The following is a 24,587-nucleotide window of genomic DNA, read 5'->3' on the forward strand; positions in this document are numbered from 1 at the left end:
GTCGCTAAAGAGGAAAAAACTGGGTAGGCCGGCAGCGGCGAAAAGCCTCTGCGGCGCGGTTCTGGCGGGTGGGCAAGCTGGAAAACGCCGCCGCCCGGCTCCGGGTGGCAGCGTTTTTCCTTGGGGGGCTGCAATCAACCGGTCAGGCGTTCGTTGTCGCGAATGCCGGCGGCGCTCAGGGGGGCGCGCAGCAGGATCAGGTCGGCGGCTTTCTCGCCGATCATGATGCACGGTGCATTGGTGTTGCCGCTGATCAGGGTCGGCATGATCGAGGCGTCGACCACCCGCAGCCCTTTCAGGCCATGGACCTTCAAGTCCGGGCCGACCACGCTCATGGGGTCGACGCCCATCTTGCAGGTGCCCACCGGGTGGAACACCGTCGAGGCGTAGTCGCGCACGTAGGTCAGCAGCTGCTCATCGGTCTGTACGGCCTCGCCGGGAAGCATCTCTTTACCGCGAATGCCATCGAACTGCGGGGCGGCGAGAATGCGCCGGGCCAGCTTCAAACCTTCGATCAGCACCTTGGCGTCGGCGGGATCGGAGAGGAAGTTGAAATCGATCACCAGCTTGCCGTTGCGGTCCAGGTGCAGCTCGCCGATGCTTTTGGGCCGCAGTACACAGGTGTGGACCGCATAACCGTGGCCCCACTCGAACAGCCGGCCTCGATGGCTGCGATAACCGGGTACGAAATGGAACTGCACATCCGGCAGCATCTCTGCGAGGGGCGTTCGGGCAAAGCCGCCGGCCTCGACATAGTTGGTGGTCAGCCAGCCTTTTTTGGCCAGCAGGTAGCGCAGCGGCGCGCTGAGAATGCTGGGCAGGGAGCCGAGGGAAAAGCCCAGGGTCAGCGGGCTTCTGGAGCGAACGGTGACCAGGCCGTCGAGATGGTCCTGCAAATTCTTGCCGACGCCGGGCAGGTCGTGCTCGACCGGGATCCCGGCGGCTTGCAGTTCCTGCGCCGGGCCGATGCCTGAGGCCAGCAGCAACTGCGGGCTGCCCAGGGCGCCCGCGCAAAGGATGACTTCACGGCTGGCGTGCAGGGTCTGTTGGCTGCCGGCCATTTCGAGCCTGACGCCCTTGGCCGTGCGCCGCTCAAGGATCAGCGAATGCACGGTGCAGTCGGTCAGCACGGTCAGGTTCTGGCGATCGATCACCGGCGCCACGAAGGCCCGGTAGCTGGAGAGGCGGCGGGCCTCTTTTTGCGTCAGGTTGTAGATACCGCAGCCTTCGAGCTGCTCGCCGTTGAAGTCATCGTTACGGCGCAGGCCCAGGCGTTCGGCGGCCTGGACGAACAGCTTCGACAGCGGATTGGGATCGCGCGCGGCCTCGACGTTCAGCTCACCGGCGCTGCCATGCCGGTGTGGGTCCTGGCCGAGTCGGTTGTTCTCCGACTTCTTGAAGTACGGCAACACACTGTCCCAGTCCCAGCCGGGGCAGCCGGCCTGCGCCCAGCGATCATAGTCGCTGGCGTGGCCGCGAATATAGATCATGCTGTTCATCGAGCTGGAGCCGCCGAGGGCCTTGCCCCGTGGCGTGTGCAAGGTACGGCCGGCGAGGTTCTTCTGCGGAGCGCAGAAGAAGTTCCAGCTGTACTTTTTGCTCTTGTACAGGGTGATGGTGCCGGCCGGCGTCTGGATTCGCGGGCTGTTGTCGTGGCCGCCGGCTTCGATCAGGCAGACGCTGAGGGTCGGGTCGGCACTCAAGCGGTTCGCCAGTACACAGCCGGAGGAGCCGGCACCGACGATGACATAGTCGAAGTGCGTCTTCATGCGCTTTTCCCTGCTGGTTGATGGATTGACGCGGGCGGCGGTGCCGGCCCGCGAGGTGGTGGACTACCGGGGATTCAGCGCAACTGAAACCAGGTGGTCTTCAACTGGGTGTATTTGTCGAACGAATGCAGTGACAGGTCGCGGCCAAAGCCGGACTGCTTGCCGCCGCCAAAGGGCACGCAGACGTCCAGGGCATCCACGGTATTGACCGAGACGGTGCCGGCATTCAAACGGGCCGCGACGCGATGGGCGCGGTTGAGGTCGTCGCTCCACAGCGACGCGGCCAGGCCGTAGATATGCTCGTTGGCCATCCGTACGGCATGGTCTTCATCGTCGAAGGCGGTGATCGCCAACACCGGGCCGAAGACTTCCTCGCGGGACAGGCGCATGTCGGGGCTGACCTGGGTGAACAGCGTCGGCTGGATGAAATTGTTCGAGCCGTTGATCGTCACCCGCTCACCACCGGCTACCCGTCGGGCGCCGTCGGTACTGGCTTGGCCGATGTAATCCATCACCCGAGCGGCCTGCCGGGCGTCGACCATCGCACCCATCCGGCTGGCCGGGTCCAGCGGATCGCCCGGTTGCCAGTGGCGGGCCTTTTCCTGCAGGCGTTCGACGAACTCATCGTGAATGCAGCGCTCGACCAGCAGCCGCGAGTTCGCCGAGCAGACTTCACCCTGGTTGAAGAAAATCCCGAAGGCGGCCTTTTCCGCCGCCAGGTCCAGGTCCTGGCAATCGGCGAACACCAGGTTCGGGCTCTTGCCGCCGCATTCCAGCCAGACCTGCTTGAGGTTGGATTGCGCCGCGTACTGCATGAAGTATTTGCCGACCTGGGTCGAGCCGGTAAAGGCCAGCGCATCGATATCCGGGTGCAGGCCCAGGGCGCGCCCGGCCTGTTCGCCAAGGCCGGTGACCACATTGAACACCCCGGGCGGCACACCGGCCTCAAGCGCCAGCTCGGCCAGGCGCAGGGCGGAGAAGGGCGATTGCTCGGCGGGCTTGAGAATCACACTGTTGCCTGCCGCCAGGGCCGGCGCGACTTTCCAGGCCGCCATGTCCAGGGGGAAATTCCACGGCACCACGGCCGCGATCACACCCAACGGCACCCGGGTGATGGTCGCCAGGGTGCCGGGGCCGGTGGGCGCCACCTGGTCGTAGAGTTTGTCGAGGCTTTCGGCGTACCAGGCAAAGACCTGGGCCGCGCCGGGGACATCGATGTTGTAGGCATCCGTCACCGGTTTGCCCATGCTCAAGGAGTCGAGCAACGCCAGCTCCTCGCGGTGGGCCAGGATCAACTCGCTGAGTCGCAGCAGGATCGCCTTGCGCTCCCTGGGCTGCATCCGGGCCCAGGGTCCGTTGTCGAAACTGTTGCGGGCCACCCGCACGGCTCTGTCGATATCGACGTCCGAGCAGGCCGTGACCCGCGCGAGCAAGGCGTTGGTGGCAGGGTTGATCACGGCGAATGTGGCGCCGTCCCGGGCCGTATGGGCCCGCCCGTCAATACAGGCGACATCGATCAGGCGCTGCTGTCCCGCCAGGCGTTGCCACGTGTTCAAGTCAGTCACTGCACCCTCCAAAATAGCCTCTGATGGGCCATGTCCACGATCCGTTGTGCCGATAGTGGGGGAAGTGCGCGGTCCACGAAATGAGTAAAAATGTCTTCGCTATCGATAAAAAAACTCATCAGGCGTGCACTGAAATGGCGCGTGCCTGGACAGGTTTTTTAGCGTCAGGCCCCAGGAAATTAATGGTTTCTCGCGTTTCGTGAACACCGCAGAATCGGCTGGATGCTCACGTCGTCGGGGCAGTGCGCGCGGTACGGTTTTTATCGGTGGCGTGTAAGCTTCTGAGGACCCGGCCCGATTCTTGATGGGCGATGTGGATGCATTCGCTTTGCCATTTCCGAGGTAGCCATGGCCGCTTACAACTTGCGACAACTCAGATATTTCGTCACCACTGTCGAGTGCGGCAGCGTCGCCGAAGCCTCCCGCAAGCTCTATATCGCCCAGCCTTCGGTGTCGACCGCGATCAAGCACCTGGAAGAAAGCTTTGCCGTGCAATTGTTTATCCGCCATCACGCCCAGGGCGTATCGCTGACCCCCAGTGGTGCACGGTTCTACCGCAAGGCCCAGGAACTGCTGCGGGTGGCCCACGAGTTCGAACAGAATGCCTTGGCGGACAACGATGTGGTCGCCGGGCAGATCGATATCGGCTGTTTCGAAACCGTCGCGCCGCTCTATCTGCCGCGCCTGATCGCCGGCTTTCGCGACCGCTGGCCGGGGGTGGAGATCCGTATTCGCGATGGCGAACAACAGGAACTGGTGCAGGCGCTGACGTCGGGCAGTATCGATCTGGCCATTCTTTATGAACATGACCTGGACAGCACCATCGATACCGTACCGCTGATGGCGCCGCAGCAACCCTATGCGCTGTTGCCGGAAGGGCATCGTTTCGCCCACCAGGCCAAGGTCTCGTTACACGACCTGGTGCTGGAGCCGATGGTGCTGCTGGATGTGCAACCCAGCCGGACCTACTTTGTGAGCATCTTCGAGGAGCTGGGCCTGACCCCGCATATCCTGTTCAGCTCGCCTTCCATTGAAATGGTCCGGGGTATGGTCGGGCGCGGGTTCGGCTTTTCAATTCTGGTCACCCGGCCATATTCCGATTACACCTACGACGGGCAGAAGGTGGTACGCGTGCCGTTGGCCGAGCAGGTCACCGGCTCCGGGTTGTCCGCCGCCTGGTTGCGCCGTGGGCAACTGACCAAGCCGGCGCAGTTGTTTGTCGACCATTGCCGCGAGGTCTTGGCGCCCAAGCTGGACGCCTGAGGGATCAGCTTCGCAGCGCCTGGATCAGGCGCTGGAGCATTGCATCGCAGCCCTGGAGCTGCTCAAGGCTGACAAACTCATCGGGCTTGTGGCCCTGGTCCATGCTGCCGGGGCCGCAGACCACCGTCGGAATGCCGATGGCGTCGAACAACCCGCCTTCGGTGCCGAAGGCCACGGTGCTGAACTCGCTCGAGCCACAGAACTGCGCGATCAACCGCGCCGCTTCGCTCTGCGGGTCGGTGGCCAGTCCGGGGTAGGCCGAGAGTTCGGAAAAGCGGATGTTGCTGGCCTCGTTGACGGCACGCATTTTCGGCAGTACCTGTTGTTCGGCGTACTGCTCCAATTGCTGGGCGACTTCACGGGGATCGAGGTTGGGGAGTGCCCGCACTTCGAAATCGAAGCGGCAGTCGGCGGGGACGATATTGAGCGCCTTGCCACCGCTGATCAGCCCGGTCTGCACGGTGCTGAAGGGTGGGTCGAAGCGTGGGTCGTGCAAGTGCGGGGCGCGCAGCTGTGAACCGATACGCCCCAGTTCGCCGATCAGTTCGGCGGCGTATTCGATGGCATTGACGCCCTGGGGGGCGTACGCCGAGTGACAGGCCGCGCCGTGGACATCGCAGCGCATCGCCAGTTTGCCCTTGTGGCCGAGCACCGGCTTGAGTTCGGTGGGTTCGCCGATAACGCACAGCAGCGGCTTGTGCGGCCGCTGTTCAAGTTCGGCGAGCAGCGAGCGCACGCCCAGGCAACCGACTTCTTCGTCATAGGACAGGGCGATGTGCACCGGCATGCGCAACGGCGCGGCCAGCAATTGCGGCACGGCCGCCAGCACACAGGCGATATAGCCCTTCATGTCGGCGGTGCCGCGACCGTAGAGCTTGCCGTCCTTTTCGCTCAGTTCGAACGGCGCGACAGTCCAGGGCTGGGCGTCCACCGGTACCACGTCGGTATGGCCGGAGAGCACGATGCCCGGACGGTCGTCCGGGCCCAGGGTGGCGAACAGGTTGGCCTTGCTGCGCGCCTCGTTGAAGATCAGTTGGCAAGGAACATCCAGCCGCGCCAGGTAGTCGCGGACAAACTCGATCAAGTGCAGGTTGGACTCGCGGCTGGTGGTGTCGAAGGCGATCAGCGCGGCCAGTAGATCGCGGCTGCTGTTCATCTATTCATCCCCGGGCACGCCGTAGCTGGGCGCCTTGGTCGGGTCCAGGGCGCGGACGATATAGTCCTGCACTTGCGGGCTGTAGTCGGCCCAGAGTTGCGCCAGCTTGCCCACCGGGTCTTCATCCGCCCAGTCGACCCGCAGGTCGATGATCGGCCAGATCAGTTCGCCGACCACCACCATGGCCGCCGAATGCACGGGTCCTGCTTCGCCACCGGCCGCCACCGCGGCTTGCATGGCGGCGACCAGGCGGTCGGCGAGTTGCCCGCCGCTGGTTTCGAAGGTGTACACCAGGGCTTCGATCACCCCCGGGTTCGCCAGCATGTTTCCGGCGGCCACGCACTGCTCGCCGGACAGCGCATTGTGGCAGCCCAGGGTTTCGCCGCCACTGAAGTGCGCGGTGTTGCCCAGGTGATCGATGGCGGTCAACTGCCTGAATTGACTGTAGCCGTTGCGGGTCAGCGCCTTGTCCAGGGCTTGCGCGGGCGACAGCCCGAGTTCCAGTTGGTCGAGCACCTGAGGGCCGAGGGCGGGGAGGGTGATGTTCTGGGTGGCGACCGCCCCCACGCTGGGGCGCAGCCAGGGGCAGCGGGCGCCGACGGCAATGCTGGATGAACTGATGGCTATGCCCAATTGGCCTGTTTCGGCACAACGGGCGACGATTGAAAACGTCATGGTGGGGTGATCCTGTTTCCGTCCAGAGTCGCCATCCGCGCCCCGGACAGCCTGCGCAGAGGCTGCCCGGGCGGGGATTGGGTATGACTGCATTCTGTCCATCAGCGGCAGCGGGCGAAACGAGGTTTTTTATGGCGCTTGGTTAAGTAAAAACTTGTCAGTGGGCGTCGGGCGTTACAGGCGGCCGTACTCGCGGGCTGTGCGATCGACCGCGATGCGAGTCTTGTCCACCAGTTCGTCCAGCTCCGCCCGCGTGGCGATCAGGGCCGGCGCCATGATCATGCGGCCCAGGGTCGAGCGGATGATCAGGCCTTCCTCGAAACCGATGGTGCGGCAGCGCCAGGCGATCTCGTTCTCGTTGGCAAAGCGCTTGCGACTGGCCTTGTCTTCGGCGAACTGCAGCGCGGCGACCAGGCCGACGCCCTGGATCTCGCCTACCAGCGGATGCTCGCCGAACACTTCCCGCAAGCAGTTCTGCAGATAAGGCCCGGTGTCGGTTTTCACCTGCTGCACCACGCCTTCATCACGCAAGGCCTTCAAGTTGGCAATGGCCACTGCCGCCGCCACCGGGTGGCCGGAGTAGGTCAGCCCGTGGGCGAAAACACCGCCTTTTTCCACCAGGGCTTCGGCCATGCGCCGCGACAGGATCAGGCCACCCATGGGGATGTAGCCCGAGGTCAGGCCCTTGGCAATCGACAGCGTGTCGGGCTCGAAGCCGAACGTCTGGTGGGCGAACCATTCGCCGGTTCGGCCAAAGCCGCCGATGACTTCGTCGGCGCACAGCAGCACGTCGTACTGACGGCAGATGCGCTGGATTTCCGGCCAATAGGTGGCGGGGGGAATGATCATGCCGCCGGCACCCTGGAAGGGCTCGGCGACAAAGGCGGCGACCTTGTCGGCCCCCAGTTCGAGGATTTTCTCTTCCAACTGGCGGGCCGCGCGCAGGCCAAATGCCTCCGGGCTCAGATCGCCATCGTGGGCGAACCAGTAGGGCTCGTCGATGTGCGCCACATCCGGGATGGTGCCGCCCATTTCATGCATGAACTTCATGCCGCCCAGGGCGGTCGCCGCCAGGGTCGAGCCGTGGTAGCCGTTCCAGCGGCCGATCATGACTTTTTTCTCCGGCTTGCCCATCACCTGCCAGAACCGGCGCACCGTGCGGATCAGCACCTCATTGGCCTCTGAGCCGGAGTTGGTATAGATGGCGTGGCTATAGTGGGACGGCAACAGGCTGAACAGCAGCTCGGAGAGTTCGATCACCGCCGGGTGGGTGGTGTGGAAGAACATATTGTAATAGGGCAGTTGTTCCAGCTGCGCGTGGGCAGCGGCGGCCAGGTCCTTGCGGCCATAACCGAGGTGGGTGCACCACAGGCCCGACATGCCGTCCAGGTAGCGCTGGCCATCGTTGTCCCAGAGCGTCAGGCGGTCGCCGCCGACCATCACCCGCGGGCCTTGCGCATTGAGCGCTTTCTGGTCGACGAACGCATGGATGTGGTGGGCGGCATCGGACGCCTGGTAGTCGCGGGTGCTGCGATTGGGGTCGAGTTCGGCGGACATGGACTATCTCCTTGGGGTGGGGTGGCTAAATAATATTTGGCACTTAAAAATATTTTTGTAAAGAAAATATTTGTTGGTGGAAAACTATTTCAGTAGGCTTGGACCTACGAAAAATCACCTCAGGACCTACATGAGCGGACTCAGAGAGCGGCAAAAGGAACAGCGCCGGCAAGTGATCGCCGAGGCCGCGCTGCTGCTGTTCAAGGCCAACGGTTTCGCCGCTACCAGTCTGGAGCAGATCGCCAACCAGGCCGGGGTCTCGGCACCTACGGTGGTGAATTATTTCGGCGGCAAGCAGGAGATTCTCGTGGCCTTGCTCAAGGCCCCCGACGAGCAGGCGATGCGCGAGGCGCGCGCCCATCTCGATGACAACAGCGACCCGCTGGAGGCCTTGTGCGAGCTTGAAGGGCTGATGACCCATTATCAGTTGCAGGCCATGCCCGCTTCCCTGTGGCGGGAGCTGGCGCCGTCGCTGTTTACCGGCGAGCTGTCCCAGGCCTTGCAGCCGTGGAACAGCGCGGTCATCGAGGAAACCAAAGCGCTGCTGGTGCACTTTCAACGCCTGGGCAAAGTGCGCGACAGCGTGGATATCGAGGTGGCGGCGACACTGTTCAACCAGTACGCCAATGTCGCCTTTATCCGCCTGGCCACTGAACCGACCCCGGACCGTGAGGCCCACGCCCGGCACATGCGCAGTGTCCTGGGGCTGATGTGCCACGGCATGCTGGTCCAACAGGAGGGGGCCACTCCAGCGCCGGCCTGAGGTTTCCCCCCAGGCCTAGTTTTTTCCTGCCTTGCGACGACAAAAATCATAATTTCGCTATTCCCTGTATCTGCACAGAATGCCTGCACACTCGCCTTCGAGAAGGACACAGGCATGACAGCTGGAATCATTGAAATCGATACGCTTGTTGTGGGCGCCGGCCAGGCCGGCGTGGCCATGAGCGAGCATCTGAGCAAACTCGGCGTGCCGCACCTGGTGCTCGAACGCAATCGTATTGCCGAAGCCTGGCGCAGCGGCCGCTGGGATTCGCTGGTGGCCAATGGGCCGGCCTGGCACGATCGTTTTCCAGGCCTGGAGTTCGATGATCTCAGTCCGGATGCCTTCGCCCCGAAAGAGCGGGTGGCGGATTATTTCGAGGCCTATGCCCGCAAGTTCAATGCGCCGATCCGCACCGGTGTGGAAGTGAAAAAGGTCGAGCGCAATAGCGGCCGGCCGGGCTTCACCGTGGAAACCTCCGAGGGCGTGATCCAGACCCGTCGCGTGGTGGTGGCCACCGGGCCGTTCCAGCGCCCGGTGATTCCGGCGATTGCGCCCCGGGACCCCGGCCTCAACCAGATCCACTCCGCGCAGTACCGCAATCCCCAGCAATTGCCCGCGGGCGCCGTGCTGGTGGTGGGTGCCGGTTCTTCGGGGACGCAGATCGCCGATGAGCTGCAACGCGGCGGCCGCACCGTGTACCTCTCGGTGGGCCAGCACGACCGGCCTCCACGGGCCTATCGCCAGCGTGATTTCTGCTGGTGGCTGGGAGTGCTCGGCGAATGGGATGCGGCGGCCATGAAGCCGGGTAGGGAGCACGTGACCATTGCCGTCAGCGGCGCCGACGGCGGGCGCACGGTGGACTTCCGCGAGCTGGCCCAACGCGGCCTGAAACTGGTGGGGCTGACCCGGTCGTTCGATAATGGTGTGGTCAGCTTCCAGGCCGACCTGGCGGACAATCTGGACCGGGGCGACGAGAATTATCTCGCGCTGCTCAATGCCGCTGACGCCTATATAGAGCGCAATGGCCTGGACCTGCCGCCGGACCCGGAGGCCCGTCGCACCTTCCCGGATCCCGAGTGTGTGACCCGGCCGATCCTCCAACTCGATCTGGCCGAAGCGGGCATCACCACGATTATCTGGGCCACCGGCTTTGCCACCGATTACAGCTGGATGAAGGTCGATGCCTTCGACGACAAGGGCAAGCCACGCCATCAGCGCGGTGTGTCCAGCGAGTCGGGGATCTACTTTCTCGGGCTGCCGTGGCAGTCACGCCGGGGTTCGTCGTTTATCTGGGGTGTTTGGCACGATGCCAAATACATCGCCGATCAGATTGCCATCCAGCGCCAGTACCTCACCTATCGCGATGCCGCCCAGCGTGAGGCGGATATGGCCGCTGCCAGCCCCTCAGTGACCCGGTCCGCCGTCAGCGCTTGATGTCCGCCCGCCGCACTGCGCTGTGCGGCGTTGTCTTTCTTTCGAGGAGTTATCAATGTCCACGCCCACCCATACGCGTATCCGCATGTTCAACACCAAGGACACCTACCCGAACCAGTCGCTGGACAATGACCTGTGCCAGGCCGTGCGGGCGGGCAACACGGTGTATGTCCGTGGCCAGATCGGCACCGATTTCGACGGCAATCTGGTGGGGCTCGGCGACCCCGGGGCGCAGGCCGAGCAGGCGATGAAAAACGTCAAGCAACTGCTGGAAGAGGCCGGCTCGGACCTCTCTCATATCGTCAAGACCACCACCTATATCATCGACCCGCGTTACCGCGAGCCGGTGTACCAGGTGGTCGGCAAATGGCTCAAGGGGGTGTTCCCGATCTCCACCGGCCTGGTGATCTCGGGGCTTGGCCAGCCGCAATGGCTGATGGAGATCGACGTGATTGCGGTGATCCCCGACAACTGGCCGGCGCCCCGGGCCTAGGCCTTATCCGGCGGCCAGGCCGAGGAAGTTGCGCAGCGGCCTGACCCGTGACAGCAGGCAACGCTCCAGCAGCCATAGCATCAGCATGGAGGCGCCGAGCAAGGGCAGGTACAGGCCGAGCAGCACCAGCACACCGAGCATGACGGCCGGATAACGGCTTTCGGCCAGGGCCGGCGGTGCGCCGAGGGCGCCCTGGGGGCGTCGGCGCCACCAGAGCACCAGGGCGCTGAGGGACAGGGTCATCAGGCCGAAGGTGGTGAGCAGGCCGAGCAACTGGTTGGCCAGGCCGAACAGTTGGCCTTCGTGGACCGCCACGCCGTAGCCGATGACACGGTCGAGCAGGGGACGCTGGCTGAAGTCGACACGCTTGAGCACCGTGCCGCCGACCGGGTCTAGCGTCAGGTTGACCCGCTGTGGGCGGTTCGCAGCGTCGGAGCGGGCGGTCCATTTGGGTGACTGTGCCGAGGGCGGGGTGATCAGAACCGGCGACGGCAGGTGTAGCGCCTGGACCATTGGCACCAGGCGCTCCAGCGGGCTGTAGTCCGGAGCGATGGGGGGGCTCGTCGGTATCGGCATATCGTGGTGCATGCCAGGCATATTGGCGTGCTCGTCGGTCATGGGCATGTTCATCGCCCGCCGCTGGGCCATTTCCGAAGCCCGGCCGGTGGTCCAGTCCTGTTCCACGGCGTGGCTCGCGGCCCACTGCCGCACTTCCTTGAGGGCGCCGCCCCAAACGGTCGCCCAGGGCAGGCCGCTGAGGATCAGCAGGACCGCGAACAGCGAGATCCAGAAGCCGACCACCGCATGCAGGTCCCGCCAGAACAGCCGGCCACGTTGGCCCAGTCGCGGATAGATGACCCCGGCCAGGCGACCGCCTTTCGGCCACCAGAGATAGAGCCCGGAAAGCAGCATGACAATGGTCCAGCCGGCGGCCAGTTCCACCAGCGCCGAACCCAGGCCGCCCATCAGCAATTCACCGTGCAAGTGGAACAGCTGGCGGGTGAAGCGCTCGTCATCCGCCACCTGGTGCACCACCTTGGCCGTCACCGGGTCGATATAGACCCGCTGCAACGCATCGCCTTTACCCACCAGGATCTGCACGGCCTCGGTCGGGCCGTCCGGCAGTTGATAGGCGTTGACTACGCTGCCGGGCACCAACGCCAGGGCCGCTTGTATCTGTTCACTGATCGGCCTCCGTGACGCATCGGCCTGGACGTGGTTGTAGGGGCTGTCGAGCAACGCGTCGATCTGCGGACGGAACAGGTAGATCGAACCGCTCAGCGACAGGGCGAGGACAAAGGGAATGCAGAACAGGCCGGCATAGAAATGCCAGCGCCAGATCAGCCGATAGAGCCCTGCGCGCTTGTTGGCCGTTGTGAGCGTGGTCATGGGGCGTGGCTCCCGCTCTGGTGAATGGCGTCGTGCAGTGCCGGATCAATAGTCATAGTTGAGCCCCAGGAAGGCGGTGCGCTGCTGATAGGGATGCGGGCTGACGAAGTACTTTTCATTGCCCAGGTTGTCGACGCCGGCCGAGGCCGTCAGGTGCGCGTCGATCTTGTAGCTGGCCTTGATGTCGAACACGCTGTAGCTGCTGATGCCGCCATAGGTGTCATGGTTGCTGTCGGTGTTCAGCAGGGTGCTGTAGGCGCCGCTGGAGTAGCGGTAGCCGAGGGCGTAGGTCAGCTGCGCGTTCTGGTGGTAGACCGCCGAGATCCGGCTGCGCCAGCGCGGGATACGCGGGAACTCCTTGCCTTCGGCGGCCGGCGCCAGGCTGTCCTGCTGCACCTCGGATTCGGCATAGGTGAGGCTGCCCGACAGGTCCAGTCCGTCGAGGCCGGCGTCGTGGGCATCGAGGGCGGTTTCCACGCCACGGATACGTGCGCGGTCGATATTCTCGACCTGGGTCAGGTTGGGGCTGACCGTGGTGTCGGTCTGCGAGAACAGGGCGTTGCGGCGATTCTCCTGGAACAGCGAGACGCGCATCTGGTACTGGCTCCAGCTGTACTGCGTGGTCCAGTCGTAGGATTGCACGTCCTCGGGTTTGAGGTTGGGGTTGTTCTGCACCAGTTGGTTGCCGCTGGTGACCTGCTGGAACAGCTCGGTCACCGTCGGGTAGCGCACCGCGCGGCCGTAGGACAAGCGTGTTTGCAGTTCCGGAGTGATGTCGAAGGCCAGCGCCGCCTTGGGCGAGAAGTTGTGGCGACGCTGGTCGGGGTAGCTGACCTGGGCCGGGGTGGTCGCGGTGTTGAGGTTGAAGCCGTCGAAGGCTTGCCAGTATTCCTCACGGCCACCGAGGGTCAGGGTCCAGCGCGGCGCCAGTTTCCAGACGTCCTGCAGGTACAGTGCCTGGGTGCGGGTCTCGCCGCCGGAGGCCGCGCTCTTCGCTCCGCCATTGCCGTTCTGCCAGTCGCTGACCTGGTAGGTGTCCTGCTTCAGCAGGTAGTCATCGATGTGATAGCCGAAGGTGACTTCATGGGCTTGGCCGAACAACGGTTGCGGACGCCAGATCCCGCGCAGCTCGCCGGTCTGCCAACCGGTACCGTCTTGCACCTGGCGGGTGCCGGCCGAGGTCTGGCCATAGTTGGAAGCCGAGCGCGATTCTTCGTTGAGGTACTGGTAGTTGCTGTAGGCGGCATGCCAGTCGAACGGGCCCCGGGTATCGCTGCCCACCGACAGGGCATTGAGGATATGCAGCTCGTCGGTGCTGCCGGGGTTGAGGCCGGACACCGTGTAGGCCTTGCCGCCGATATTCACCGGGCCGTTGTAGAAGGTCTGGCCGGCGCTGTTCTTCAGGTAGCTGTCGACGCTGGTATGGGACTCATCGGCCCACAAACCCAGGGTGTAGATCGCGGTGACGTCCGGGTTGATGTCCCAGCCAAGCTTGAGCTTGCCCTGGTCCTGGACGCTGTGGTCGATGGAATAGCCGCCGAACACCAGGCGCGGGTTGCCGTTCTGGTCGGTGTCCTGCTGCGCGCCGCTGACGCGGGTGGCCGAGGCCGCGGCGCTCCTGCTCGAGAGGCTGGAGGTGGCAAAGCTCATCGGCTGGCCCCGGGCATCGAGATGATCGTAGGAGACCCAGGCCGAAAACGGCCCGACGCGGTTGCCGCCGGCCAGGCTGACGTTGCCGCTGTTGTAGTTCTCGTGGGTGCCGTAGAGCTTGAAGTCCTGTTGCGCGCCGGTGATCGCCGCGTGGAATTCCGGGCGGGTCGGCATGCGGGTTTCCAGGGTGACCACGCCGCCCAGGGAGTTGCCCGGGTAAAGCGCGCTGAACGGCCCGTACATGACGTCGACCCGGGAAATCTCGCTGGGCGAGACCAGGCCCCAACGCGGCGGGAAGCTGTAGCTGTTGCCCAGCAGGTTGGAGAGCAGCAGGTCGTCGGCGTAGACCAGCGACTGGGCGCTGGAGACAGTCCCGGTGGTGCGGGTGGAGACGATGCCGTTGCGGTCGCCGATATAGCGTTCGCGCACTTCGAGGCTCGGCAGGTATTTCAGGGCCTCGGCCGAGGTCATCAGGTTGACGCTGTCCTGGATCTGCTCGGCGCTGCGGCTTTCCACCACCGCCGGGGCGCTGGCGATGGCGTGGGGCAGCGGCTGTACCTGGTCGTCGGCGGTCACCGTGACATTGCCGAGGACGATGGGGTTGGCGTCGGCACTGCTGGTGCTCGGCGCCGGGGTGTCGGCGCGTACCGGCAGGGCGGTCGGCAGCAGCACCAGGCCGCTGGCCAGAGCCGAGAGCAGGGCGTGGTTCAGGGTTGACAGGCGTCCAGCCGGCAAAAGGGTGGCCGGACGCTTCAACGCGCGGAGGGCGCGTTGCTGGGGAGTCATGGGCATCGGTATGGATCCGTGATTCAGGGCGACAAAACACGCGGAAAAACCACGGGCGCCAGGGCGCTCGCGGTGTTCAGCGGATGGTTTGTTGTTCGGGAACTGCCTGGATCAGGCCTGGGGCGGCCCGCGCGGACACAGGTCCAGCGGCCATTGATAGGCCGGGCTGGGTGTTTTGCAGGAAACAAGGGTGGGGGTGGCCGGCACCAGCGGCGGCAGTACCGCCACGGCCCAGAGCAGGGCCGGGCTGTCGTGAAACAGCGAGCAGTAGCCACAGGCGTCGAGCGTCTCGTGGGCGCCGTTATGCTCGTGCCCGCCCGAAGGGTGGGACATGTCCATGGCATGTGCGGGGCACTCGATGCCACTTGGTGGCTGGTGCTCGAGGGCCTGGACGGTACGGGAAATCGTCGGCACGAACAGCAGCAGACCCAGGGCCAGCATGGCCATCCAGGTTGCGAATCGCTGCTGGGTTCGAGTGCGGGGCACGTGGGTTCCCGGTCAGGGGCAGGAAGAGGGCTGTGATCTTGCCACGTCGAGCACGGCGGGCAAAGGCCAGCGGCAATCTGCCGCAGAGGGGAGAGGCCGCACTATTTCAGGGGTTGGGGCCAATGCTGCTGTGTTTCCTGTCGCCCACGGAGCTTCGACGAAGGGGCTGACATTCACAGATAGCGCGGCGCATCCATTCGATCATGCAAGATACGAACGATCACGATCCCATAAGCGGTGATACGCAGGTAGATCATGTGCCGTCCAGCGTTGCTGCGGCGATAGCCTGGCCGGATGTGATCACAGGCCTGGGCTGTCTTGGGTGATTGCGCCAATTCTGCAAAGGCGGTTGTCATGAGATCTGTATAGCGACTGGCCTGGTCGATGCCCCATTGTTGAACGGTGTAAGTCCAGATCACTTCAAGATCGCGTTCGGCAGCGGGTGTAAGACGATATTCAGCCATGCGTGGTCAACATTCTCCGCTTGAATGCATCAGCGTCGAACGGGCGTGGCTCGCCGCTGGCCTCACCGTCCATCAGCGCAGTGCGAATAGCTTCAAGTTCGGCACTGCGTTCCTGCTCACGCCTGATCAGGTCGCGGATGTATTCGCTGTCATTGGTATAGTGACCCGCGTCGATCTGCGCTTTGATCCAGCTGTCTTGCTTGTCGGTCACAGTGATGGTTTTACGCACGGTTCCCATGATTCAGCCTCAGAGGAATGCTGTTGATAGGGCAAAGCGTATCATACTATTGGTGCGGTATTGTGTGTTGTGGCCTCAGGCTTTCGCGGACTCCGGCCACAACCCGGCATGAATCAGGGCTGTCACGATGACCCCCAGCAATATGCCCACCAGCCGATCGCGGATTTCGCTCAGATTGGTCATCGGCGCAAAGTCGGCCAGCAGCGCCAGGGCGAAGCCGAACACGATCTGGATCCCGGCATAGCTGCTGCGCGGCGAACCGGCGCTGACCCAGGCGGCCAGGCCCAGCACCGGCAGGCTCATCAGCAACAGGCCGACGATGCTGTCGATCTGCGGCACCACCCAGACCATGCACATCAGGGCCAGGGCGCTGCCGACCAGGCAGCCGAGGATGCGCAACAGGCCTTTGTGCAGGGTTTTTTCCAGGCTCGGCATGGCCGTGATCAGGCAGGTGAGCATGGCGGTGTGGATACCCGGCCAGTCGACCGCCGTGTACAGCAGGTAGCACACCAGCGCGGCGAGCAGGGTCTTGAAGGCGAACTGCAGATAGACCGGGTTTTCAAAGGCATCGGCCACCAGCAGCGGTGGCTTGGGGGCCGATGCCGCTTCACCGGGTGGCGGCGGTGCCGGTAGCAGCAGGGTGTTGACCGCCACGGTCACCAGCGTCGGATAGACAATCGCGATCCAGGCCCAGAGGCAGGCCCGGGTCAGGGCTTCGGGATCGTTATTGAGGTCGACCTGGCTCTGGATATAGATGGTTATCAGGGCCATCACGAAAAACAAGGGGCTGAGCCGACAAGTGCGCATGAAAAACACGCTGGCGAAAAACACCAGGCTGGCGCCGGTGATGCGCAGCAGGGGATAGTCGAAGCTGAATTTGAGCAACAGGATCGCCACGCCCACGGCCAGCGTGGTGCTGACGACAAACAGCGTGCCGAGCATCCGGGTCAGGGCCACGCTCGGCTGGCTCACGAAGAACACCAGCACCAGGGAGATCGACAGCAACGGCACCTGCAAGCTCATGGCGATCAGGATGACGATCGTGCAGGCGAGCAGATGACGAAGGACCGCGTTCACTCGGCCAGGGTGATCGCTCATTTCTTCCTTGAAAATGTCCCATAACGATTGTCCCTGCGCTTCTCCCTTCATGGCGTCGGGGTCGTCGAGGCGGGCGTCGGGCTGTTACCGGTGTTGATGACCGCCACCGCCGACGCCCCAAGGCGAAACGGCTGCAGGTCCGAGCCATTGACCCGGATGCGCACCGGAAAACGTTGTGAAACCCGGACCCAGTTGATCGACCGCGCGACCTTGGGCAAGCCGTTGACATCACTCCCGCCATCGTCCGGAAATACGCCAAAGCCGATCGAGTCGACATTGCCGCTGAATGTCCGACGGGTATCGCTCATCAGGTAGACGGTGGAGGCGTCGCCCGGGCGAATATTTTTCAGCTCGGTTTCGCGAAAATTCGCGACCACGAACCAATGCCCGGTGTCGATCAGGCTGAACACCGACTGGCCTGCCGAGGCGAACTGGCCGGCGGTGGTCTTGAGGCCGACCACACGGCCGTCGAACGGCGCGCGAACAGTGCTGTACTCGACGTTCAGTGCCGCCCGGGCGATCTGCGCTTCAATCACCGCCCGATGGGCCACCTGGGCATCGACGCCGCTGACCGCGGTGCTGGCCTGGCGCGCTTGCAGTTGGCTGACATTGAGTTGCGACAAGGCGCTGAGCCTGGACGTTCGCGACTGGTCGATGGCTTCCGCGGAGATATAACCGTGGGACAGCAGGGCTTCCTGGCGCCTGAGGGTGTCGCCGCTTTGCTTGGCCTGGGCCTGGACCCGCTCGATTTCGGCATGGGCGGCCTCGGCGTTCAAGCGTTGGGCGGCGATCTGCCGTTCGTTCAGGCCGATCTGCCGATCCAGCTCCACCAGCGACGCCTTGGCCTCGTCCAGTGCCGCCTGGTAGGGCCGTGGATCGATGCGCATCAGCACATCGCCCTGATGGACCTGCTGGTTTTCCCGCACCGGCAACTCGACGATGCGCCCGCTGACCTGCGGGGTGACATTGACGGTATCGGCATAGGCGTAGGCGTCGTCGGTGCGCGGTTGCGCATCCAGCCGGGCGATCACCCAGAGCAGCAGGCCCAGGGCGGCGATGCAGAGGGCGGCAATGAGCAGTCGACGAGGAACCTGTGATGACGAATGTGTTTGCATGGGGAAACGCCCGGGTTAGAAAAAGACCAGCCAGCTCAACAGCGAAAAAACCAGGGCCAGCAGTGGGTAGCTCAGCACCCATGGCTGTAACCATGGGGTACGCTGTGTCCTGAGCAGCACGGCCCTGACCAGAAGGGTCAGCAGCACGCCGGCGATCGCGCAAAACAGCCAGTCCGGGAAATACGCACCGACCACGCTGATCGACGGCGGTTGCTTGCAGCCGGCCAGTGCCAGGCAGGCCTGTGCGCCGGCCAGCACTTTTGCGCTGCCTGGCAGGCGTCTGTCCGGACGGGGGATGCGGGGAGGGCGGGTGTTCATCTCGGTCGAGGCTTCTGGTCAAATGGGCAAAATGGAGAGCGCCGCTGACGGTTAGTGTCCGGATCGAAGCGGGCGAGTGTTGCGCGGTCTTGCGTTAGCAATAGTCTAGAGATGGCGTCTGGGGTGAACATGATCTGTTCGGCCATATTATTGATAGGGAGTGCACTGTGATCGACCTTGGGTTCCTTTCGGCGGAGTCGACGCGCGAGTGAATAATCAACAGCGTAGCATCAGCAGCGCGGTGATCATGGCCAAGGTCGGTGGTGAACGTGGCCTGTCGACCGTGGACTTTCTTGCCGGCTCCGGACTTGAGCCCGCGGACCTGGAAGCCCCGACCCATCTGGTTTCCTTCGAGCAGGAATTTCGCCTGATCCGTAACCTGCTCAAGCACTGTGGGTGCGTCACAGGCCTGGGCCTGGAAGTGGGTTCGCGCTACCGCTTCACTTCACTGGCCGCGCTGGGCTTTGCCCTGGTCAGCAGTTCCACGTTGCGCGATGCCTTTTCACTGATTCCGTATTACTCGGAGTTGAATGCCAGCCTGGTGCGCGTGGTGGTCGACGCCCAGGCGACGGACCTGCGGATCGAATGCGAAGAGAGCGATATCCCCCTGGATTTGCGCCCGTTCATCGTCGAGCGCTCCTTTGTCGCCGGATTGAGGATCGCCAGCGATCTGCTCGGACGCACGGCGATCCCTCGGGCCATCGAGTTCAGCTTTGCCGAGCCGGCCGATGTGGCGCTCTATCAGCAATTCACCGGTGTACGGCCGCGCTTCAATGCGCCGAAAAGCGCCCTGGTCTTCAGCCAGGCCGACGCGGATATCCTGCTGGCGTTGGCCGATCCCCTGGCGCTGCATATCGCCCATGACCAGTGTCGCCGAGGTTTGCCGGTCGGGCCGAAGAGCGCCGGGTTGGCCGGGCGGGTGCGCGAGTTGCTGGCCGCGCAGCCGGCCGCCATGCCGGCGATGGGGCCACTGGCTATCACTTTGTGCATGTCGGTGCGGACCTTGCGGCGCCGCTTGCAGGAGGAGGGCGCGACCTATCTCGGCTTGTGCGACGAAGTGCGCCAGGCCATGGCCGAACGTTTGTTGACGGGCTCGCGTCTGCAGATCGAGCAGATTGCCGAGACGTTGGGGTATTCGGAATCCGCCAGCTTTATCCATGCGTTCAAGCGCTGGACGGGGGAATCGCCCCATGCCTTCCGGCGGGCCCGGGCTCAGTCGCGTTCCGAGTAGGGGTTGGATGGGGTGCCGCCGGGCGCCTGCCGTCGCTTTTGGGCAGAGCGCACTATAATTAATCAGCGTCTGTGTGGCGGTGGCGCGTACTCCACAGCCGCGCCCCGGGTATGAACAGTACGTCTGAAGACTCGACAGAGGGTTCTGCCATGAAAAACCATTCCTTGCAGCATTACTCCCACGATCTGGGCATGGCCGTGCACGACACGTGGACCACCGCCCGGGTCAAATCCGCCCTGGCCATGGCGGACTCCGCGCAAAGCCTGCATATCCATGTGAAAACCCATGCCGGTACGGTGTCGTTGAGCGGCCGGGTGCTGACCCATCGCCAGTGCGAGCAGGTCATTGATCGGGTCCGCGCGGTGCCTGGGGTGCTCGACGTCGATGCCCGCGAGCTGCTGACCCATGTGTTCATGCCCGCCAGCTCCATGCAAGCGCCCGATGCCGAAGAGGCCAATGAGTACCGGCCGCCGTTGCCACGGCGTGAGGATGATCAATAACACTCTCGGTATATCAGCGGCAGGGCTGGCGGTTGTCAGTCGGCCCTGCCGGGATGCGCCCCAGCGTCAGCTCTGGACGTGATACCTGGCAGGCTACGGCTCCTCAGACCTGGGGGCAGGTTTGTGTCGAACGCTGGACGCGAGCGCCCAGGCGGTAATGAGCTCCACCAGCACGGCCGACAAGATACCCGGCCCCGCATGACCCGCCCACAGTTCCCCCACACCCAACACCGCCAGGACGCCGCCGGTCACGGCGAAGCCATCGGCTACCGCCGTTCTGGCAACTGAGGGCGGGGCGCTGCGCAACCGCGCCAGCATCAGGGCGATGCCCAGGAATAGTGCGGCCGAGCGCCGCGCCACCAAACCGGTTGCCTCGGTGTAGCCGACATTCCAGCTTTGCAGCAGAAGTTCTGGCACCCACATCCAGATCAGGGCCAGTGCCAGGCACAATGCACAAACCCATGTACAGACGGTATGAAATCGAAGTGTCATTTTATTGGGCGGCCGATTCGCCTCGGAGTGGAACAGACCTCGAATATATCCGTGCAATCCGGCGCCGTATTGAATGTTTCGGACAAACTGGAGGGGGCCTAAGCCCAGATGCGGTAGACCCAGAAGCTTTCATGGTCCAGGCAGCGTTTCAATTCATCCGGACTGAATCCGGTGTAGCGTCGGAACTCTCGGCACAGATGGGGTTGATCGGAGAAACCGCTGTCAGCAGCCAGCTTGGACCATGCTGGCGCGACACCCGATGCGACTGGATTCGCCGCCAGTAGCACTTCTTCGATCCGACCCAGGCCACGCAGTTGCCGTAGCGTCTGGCCGGTCCAGCTCTTGATCCGCCTGTCGACCTGTCGTTCGCTCTGGCCTCGGCCTTGAACGGTTGCGCGCAGGGCCACATCGCTGGACCAGGCTGCCAGGCGATGTGCACGGGCCATTGCCGCCGAGTAAGGGGGCGCGGTAGTCACTGAGTCGTGGTTCTGCGTGGCTGTCGCCGATTGGGCCGCCGCCCAGCGCGGCCCCAGGAATTCCTCGATCAACCTGACCCGCGCCCCATCATCCGAGGCCGTCAGTACCGCGTGTGCCATGTCCTGCCAGTCTGAATCGAACAGTGAGGCGAACGGGCTGTAACAGTTGATGTGCGGCCTGATCTCCAGGCCGGTGAGTGCCTGTATGGCATCGGGATAGATCAGCAGCGTGAAGAAATGAACCTCGTTTCCGTTGTCGCTGAACGAGGGGCGCGTGTGTGGGCCTGAAAATACAACGGGCAAGGACGTGCATTTGTCGGGCACGCGAGAATCCTGCCCGCGGATAACCCAAACGATGACGCAGGTAGAGGTGGGTGGGAAGTGATTGCGACGCTCCTCGGGAGTCAGGGCGGCGATTTCGCGGGTGCTGCGCGATAGATAGGCTCGGATGCAGCCGGTGAGGGCTGAATGAGGGGCGTACAAGGCGCTGTGAGTCGAGCCAAGTTTGCCCTGTACTTCTCTGACCGGCCGAGTTTCATCTGTCATCGATTCAGACTAACACACGCGGCGCGCTGGTCAGAGTTGCGCACCACCAGTAACACCGGTGTCCGCTGTGGGTGCTTTGGAGCGGGACCGTTGATTTTATGCGTCAAATAGCAACCGGTTTCGATCCGGGCTTCTATGATGATTTGATCCCACAAGAAACTCGTCCCTTGAGCCTGGCGATCTTGTCCGGCTCGTGGGAATGAATCCTCTGTAAGCCACGGACGAGCCTATGATCTCTTCTCCAGCCTGGATCATCTGCGAGCATTGCGATTCGGTGTACACAGCCGTACCGCTGGCCAAAGGGCAGACTGCGCGTTGTGTCCGTTGTTCTGCCATTCTGGCCCGTGGCGGCCAACTCAGCCTTCAACAACTCCTCGCGCTGTCCATCAGCGCGGCGCTGCTTTTCGTTTTCGCCAACGCGTTTCCGGTGATCTCCATCAGCCTGCAAGGCCTGAGTAACCAGGCGACGCTGTGGCAGTCCGTGGAAGCCCTGGCACAGGGACAAATCAGCGTAATAGCGGCCGTGGCGGGACTGGCGATCATCCTTGCGCCCATGCTGCAAATCATCTTGTTGTGCTGGGTACTCAGTTTTGCCCTGGTCGGGCGTGCGGCTCCCGGCTTCAAGATCTGTATGCGAACCCTGGAGCAATTGCGTCCCTGGAGCATGCTCGAAGTGTGTTTGCTGGGGATTCTGGTGGCCATCATCAAACTGGCCGGCATGCTCGATGTGCATCCGGGACTCGGGTTGTGGGCACTGGCCATGCTGACGGTGTTGATCATCCTGATTTCGGGCAAAGGTATCCGTCGGCTGTGGCAAGACCTGGAGGGCGTTATTCCGTGAGCATGCCGCCCTATGCCAGTGAAATGAATCTGGCCCTGTGTCACACCTGCGGGCAGGCCTGCCCATTGGCGGACGCGAGCTGCTCGCGCTGTGACGCCCGGCTGCATCGGCGCAAACCCGATAGCCTGGCCCGCACCTGGGCACTGCTGCTGGCCAGCATGATCTGCTACATCCCGGCCAACCTGATGCCGGTGATGTACACCGACATCTTTGGCAGTGGCAGTGAAAACACCATCTTCAGCGGGATCATGGAGTTCTGGCAGGCCGGCGAGTGGGACCTGGCGCTGTTGATCTTCATTGCCAGCGTGGCGGTGCCGTGCATGAAGTTTCTGGTGCTGGGTACGCTGCTGATTACCTGTCAACGCCGCAGTCGCTGGGCCATGCGTGAGCGCTCCAAACTCTATCGGTTGATCGAAGTGGTGGGTTACTGGTCCATGCTTGATGTGCTGGTGGTGGCCCTGATCGCCGCCCTGGTGCAGTTTCGTTCTCTGAGTACCATCGATCCGAGGATGGGCATCCTGTTCTTTGGCCTGGTGGTGGTACTGACGATGTTCGCCGCCATGAGTTTTGATCCCCGGCTTATCTGGGACGCAGAGGTTGAAAATGCCTGACTACCCAAGTTCTGCCGATACGCCGGTTCCAGGCAGCCCCGAGGTCAAGCGTCGGCGCTTCAACGTATCGCTGGTGTGGCTGGTGCCGATTGTCGCGGCGCTGATCGGGTTGTCGATGGTGGTGCATAACGCCAGGCAGGCGGGGCCGCAGATCACCGTGAGCTTTCTGACGGCTGAAGGGCTGGAAGTCAACAAGACCCAGGTCAAATACAAGAACGTGGTGATCGGCAAAGTGACGTCGATTGCCTTGGCAGACGATCGCAGCCACGTCGAGACCACCCTTGACCTGGACGCCTCCGCCAAGTCGTTTGCCACCGATGACTCGCGGTTCTGGGTAGTGCGCCCGCGCATCGGCGCTAACGGTGTCTCGGGGATCGGTACACTGCTGTCCGGCGCTTTCATCGGCGCCGATGCCGGTGAATCGGAGAAGAGCAAAAAGGACTTCATCGGCCTGGAGACCCCACCGCCCATCACCTACGGTCAGAAGGGCAAGCGTTACACCTTGTACACCGACAATCTCGGCTCGCTGGATATCGGCTCCAACGTCTACTACCGCCGCATTCCGGTTGGCGAGGTGGTGTCCTACAAACTCTCGGAGGACGGTAAAGGTGTCGAGGTGGAGATCTTCGTCCACGCGCCAAACGACCAATTCGTGACGAGCGATACGCGCTTCTGGAATGCCAGTGGCGTTGATATCAGCCTGAGCGCCGACGGCCTGAAGGTGAACACTGAGTCCGTGACCTCGATTCTCGCCGGAGGGATAGCCTTTGTTGAACCCAAATACAGTCCCAATCCTCAGCAGGCTGAAGAACGGGCGCGGTTTACGCTGTTCAAGGATCAGGACACCGCCATGGCGCCCGCCGATGGCGAGCCTCGCTACTTCCGCATGCGTTTCGATCAGCCCCTGCGCGGCCTGGTGGTCAATGCACCGGTGGATTTTCACGGGGTGACCCTTGGCCGAGTGGTGTCAGTAGACCTGGATTATGACGAGGTCAAGAAAGACTTCCCCACCCTAGTAGGGGCCGTGATTTACCCGAACAGGCTGGGTAAGGCCCATGAAAAAATATTGAAGCTTCGGGGTGGGGACGATGAAACCCAAGGTGCGCAATTGATGGCCGAACTCGTCTCGCGAGGGCTCAGGGCGCAGGCCCGGAACGGCAACCTGCTCACCGGACAACTCTACATCGCCCTGGATTTCGACCCTGGTGCGAAACCTGTGACGTTCGACGTGGCGGCACGGCCGCTGGAGATTCCGACGATACCGGGCAGCCTGGACAAACTTCAGGAGCAATTGCAAAGCGTGGTCGACAAGATCAGCAAGCTGCCGATCGAGCAGATTGCTGGAAACCTCAATGGTAGCCTCGGCGAACTGCAGAAAACCCTGAAAAAGGTCAATGGTGAAGTCTTGCCGCAAGTGCGCGATACCCTGGCTGAGACCCGGAAAACCGTGGCCTCGGCCAATGACAGCCTTTCCGAAGACTCACCGCAGCGCCAGCAGTTGGGCCGGACGATGGAAGAGCTCCAGCGTACTGCTCGCTCGGTGCGGGTGCTGACCGATTTCCTGGGGCGGCACCCCGAGGCACTGATTCGTGGACGCCTCAAAGAAAACCAGCCCGATCGCTATCAATCCTCGCCGTCCACCTCTCGGGACATTGACCAGGAATGAACACT

At 63.2% G+C, this 24,587-nt stretch carries 24 protein-coding genes; 9 read left to right on the forward strand and 15 right to left on the reverse strand.

Annotation, left to right across the window (positions count from 1 at the left end; genetic code table 11):
• Positions 1-134 precede the first annotated feature (134 nt).
• Together M5C01_RS30115 and M5C01_RS30120 are read right to left on the reverse strand one after the other, a co-directional pair.
• Complete coding sequence (locus M5C01_RS30115) at positions 135-1,769, reverse strand: GMC family oxidoreductase N-terminal domain-containing protein (protein ID WP_152742014.1); 1,635 nt, start codon at positions 1,767-1,769, stop codon at positions 135-137.
• Between the two features lie 74 nt (positions 1,770-1,843).
• The gene (locus tag M5C01_RS30120) at positions 1,844-3,334 is read right to left on the reverse strand and encodes an aldehyde dehydrogenase (protein WP_178130019.1); all 1,491 of its coding nucleotides are present in this window, start codon (positions 3,332-3,334) and stop codon (positions 1,844-1,846) included.
• A gap of 348 nt (positions 3,335-3,682) precedes the next feature.
• On the opposite strand from M5C01_RS30120, the gene M5C01_RS30125 reads away from it, so the two are divergent.
• Positions 3,683-4,597: a LysR substrate-binding domain-containing protein gene (locus tag M5C01_RS30125; RefSeq protein ID WP_103499579.1), complete on the forward strand. Its 915-nt coding sequence runs from the start codon at positions 3,683-3,685 to the stop codon at positions 4,595-4,597.
• A 4-nt stretch (positions 4,598-4,601) separates the two neighbouring features.
• Here the strand turns inward: M5C01_RS30125 and argE are convergent, their stop codons facing one another.
• The 3 genes from argE to M5C01_RS30140 all read right to left on the reverse strand — a co-directional run bounded on the left by argE (position 4,602) and on the right by M5C01_RS30140 (position 7,985).
• Positions 4,602-5,753 carry an acetylornithine deacetylase gene (gene argE, locus M5C01_RS30130; protein WP_152742012.1) on the reverse strand — a complete coding sequence of 384 codons (1,152 nt, stop codon included), beginning with the start codon at positions 5,751-5,753 and terminating at the stop codon, positions 4,602-4,604.
• Positions 5,754-6,428, reverse strand: coding sequence for a DUF1028 domain-containing protein (locus tag M5C01_RS30135; RefSeq protein WP_152742011.1), 675 nt, complete (start codon positions 6,426-6,428; stop codon positions 5,754-5,756). It abuts the gene before it with no gap.
• Between the two features lie 174 nt (positions 6,429-6,602).
• Positions 6,603-7,985, reverse strand: a complete 1,383-nt coding sequence (locus tag M5C01_RS30140) for an aspartate aminotransferase family protein (RefSeq protein ID WP_152742010.1) — start codon at positions 7,983-7,985, stop codon at positions 6,603-6,605.
• A 130-nt stretch (positions 7,986-8,115) separates the two neighbouring features.
• Between M5C01_RS30140 and M5C01_RS30145 the strand changes: the two genes are divergently transcribed.
• From M5C01_RS30145 to M5C01_RS30155, 3 genes are all read left to right on the forward strand, one after another.
• Positions 8,116-8,748, forward strand: a complete 633-nt coding sequence (locus tag M5C01_RS30145) for a TetR/AcrR family transcriptional regulator (protein ID WP_103499583.1) — start codon at positions 8,116-8,118, stop codon at positions 8,746-8,748.
• A gap of 114 nt (positions 8,749-8,862) precedes the next feature.
• Positions 8,863-10,182: an NAD(P)/FAD-dependent oxidoreductase gene (locus tag M5C01_RS30150; protein WP_152742009.1), complete on the forward strand. Its 1,320-nt coding sequence runs from the start codon at positions 8,863-8,865 to the stop codon at positions 10,180-10,182.
• Positions 10,183-10,237: 55 nt separating this feature from the next.
• Positions 10,238-10,675, forward strand: a complete 438-nt coding sequence (locus M5C01_RS30155) for a RidA family protein (RefSeq protein ID WP_152742008.1) — start codon at positions 10,238-10,240, stop codon at positions 10,673-10,675.
• A gap of 3 nt (positions 10,676-10,678) precedes the next feature.
• On the opposite strand, the gene M5C01_RS30160 is transcribed toward M5C01_RS30155, so the two are convergent.
• The 8 genes from M5C01_RS30160 to M5C01_RS30195 form a co-directional block, all read right to left on the reverse strand.
• Positions 10,679-12,064 carry a PepSY domain-containing protein gene (locus M5C01_RS30160; protein ID WP_152742007.1) on the reverse strand — a complete coding sequence of 462 codons (1,386 nt, stop codon included), beginning with the start codon at positions 12,062-12,064 and terminating at the stop codon, positions 10,679-10,681.
• A 45-nt stretch (positions 12,065-12,109) separates the two neighbouring features.
• On the reverse strand, positions 12,110-14,506 hold the full coding sequence (locus M5C01_RS30165; RefSeq protein WP_152742006.1) for a TonB-dependent receptor: 2,397 nt from the start codon (positions 14,504-14,506) through the stop codon (positions 12,110-12,112).
• 105 nt (positions 14,507-14,611) lie between these two features.
• Positions 14,612-14,986, reverse strand: coding sequence for a DUF2946 domain-containing protein (locus M5C01_RS30170; RefSeq protein ID WP_152742005.1), 375 nt, complete (start codon positions 14,984-14,986; stop codon positions 14,612-14,614).
• 173 nt (positions 14,987-15,159) lie between these two features.
• Entirely contained in the window at positions 15,160-15,450 is a 291-nt protein-coding gene (locus M5C01_RS30175) for a type II toxin-antitoxin system RelE/ParE family toxin (RefSeq protein ID WP_103494272.1), read from the reverse strand.
• Entirely contained in the window at positions 15,443-15,688 is a 246-nt protein-coding gene (locus tag M5C01_RS30180) for a type II toxin-antitoxin system ParD family antitoxin (RefSeq protein WP_152742004.1), read from the reverse strand. The genes M5C01_RS30175 and M5C01_RS30180 overlap by 8 nt, the downstream gene beginning before the upstream one ends.
• Before the next feature lie 75 nt (positions 15,689-15,763).
• A complete protein-coding gene (locus tag M5C01_RS30185; RefSeq protein WP_248764445.1) occupies positions 15,764-16,786 on the reverse strand; it encodes an FUSC family protein in 1,023 nt (340 codons plus the stop codon).
• A gap of 47 nt (positions 16,787-16,833) precedes the next feature.
• On the reverse strand, positions 16,834-17,901 hold the full coding sequence (gene mdtN / locus M5C01_RS30190) for a multidrug transporter subunit MdtN (RefSeq protein ID WP_103494275.1): 1,068 nt from the start codon (positions 17,899-17,901) through the stop codon (positions 16,834-16,836).
• 15 nt (positions 17,902-17,916) lie between these two features.
• Entirely contained in the window at positions 17,917-18,219 is a 303-nt protein-coding gene (locus M5C01_RS30195) for a YtcA family lipoprotein (RefSeq protein WP_152742002.1), read from the reverse strand.
• 208 nt (positions 18,220-18,427) lie between these two features.
• On the opposite strand from M5C01_RS30195, the gene M5C01_RS30200 reads away from it, so the two are divergent.
• Together M5C01_RS30200 and M5C01_RS30205 are read left to right on the forward strand one after the other, a co-directional pair.
• Positions 18,428-19,450: an AraC family transcriptional regulator gene (locus M5C01_RS30200; RefSeq protein ID WP_152742001.1), complete on the forward strand. Its 1,023-nt coding sequence runs from the start codon at positions 18,428-18,430 to the stop codon at positions 19,448-19,450.
• A 149-nt stretch (positions 19,451-19,599) separates the two neighbouring features.
• Complete coding sequence (locus M5C01_RS30205; RefSeq protein WP_103494278.1) at positions 19,600-19,950, forward strand: BON domain-containing protein; 351 nt, start codon at positions 19,600-19,602, stop codon at positions 19,948-19,950.
• A 93-nt stretch (positions 19,951-20,043) separates the two neighbouring features.
• Here the strand turns inward: M5C01_RS30205 and M5C01_RS30210 are convergent, their stop codons facing one another.
• On the reverse strand, positions 20,044-20,499 hold the full coding sequence (locus M5C01_RS30210) for a hypothetical protein (RefSeq protein WP_248764446.1): 456 nt from the start codon (positions 20,497-20,499) through the stop codon (positions 20,044-20,046).
• A 41-nt stretch (positions 20,500-20,540) separates the two neighbouring features.
• Positions 20,541-21,242, reverse strand: a complete 702-nt coding sequence (locus tag M5C01_RS30215; RefSeq protein WP_152742000.1) for an AraC family transcriptional regulator — start codon at positions 21,240-21,242, stop codon at positions 20,541-20,543.
• Positions 21,243-21,693: 451 nt separating this feature from the next.
• On the opposite strand from M5C01_RS30215, the gene M5C01_RS30220 reads away from it, so the two are divergent.
• The 3 genes from M5C01_RS30220 to M5C01_RS30230 are packed head-to-tail and all read left to right on the forward strand — an operon-like array spanning position 21,694 to position 24,582.
• Positions 21,694-22,305, forward strand: a complete 612-nt coding sequence (locus M5C01_RS30220) for a paraquat-inducible protein A (RefSeq protein WP_103494281.1) — start codon at positions 21,694-21,696, stop codon at positions 22,303-22,305.
• A complete protein-coding gene (locus tag M5C01_RS30225) occupies positions 22,302-22,916 on the forward strand; it encodes a paraquat-inducible protein A (RefSeq protein WP_178130018.1) in 615 nt (204 codons plus the stop codon). Before M5C01_RS30220 ends, M5C01_RS30225 begins: the two co-directional genes overlap by 4 nt.
• Positions 22,909-24,582 (forward strand): MlaD family protein, encoded by a 1,674-nt coding sequence (locus M5C01_RS30230; RefSeq protein ID WP_152741999.1) that lies wholly within the window; start codon positions 22,909-22,911, stop codon positions 24,580-24,582. Before M5C01_RS30225 ends, M5C01_RS30230 begins: the two co-directional genes overlap by 8 nt.
• Positions 24,583-24,587 lie beyond the last annotated feature (5 nt).

Source organism: Pseudomonas sp. MWU12-2319 (assembly GCF_023242525.1).
In the GTDB taxonomy this organism is placed as follows: Bacteria; Pseudomonadota; Gammaproteobacteria; order Pseudomonadales; family Pseudomonadaceae; genus Aquipseudomonas; species Aquipseudomonas gingeri_D.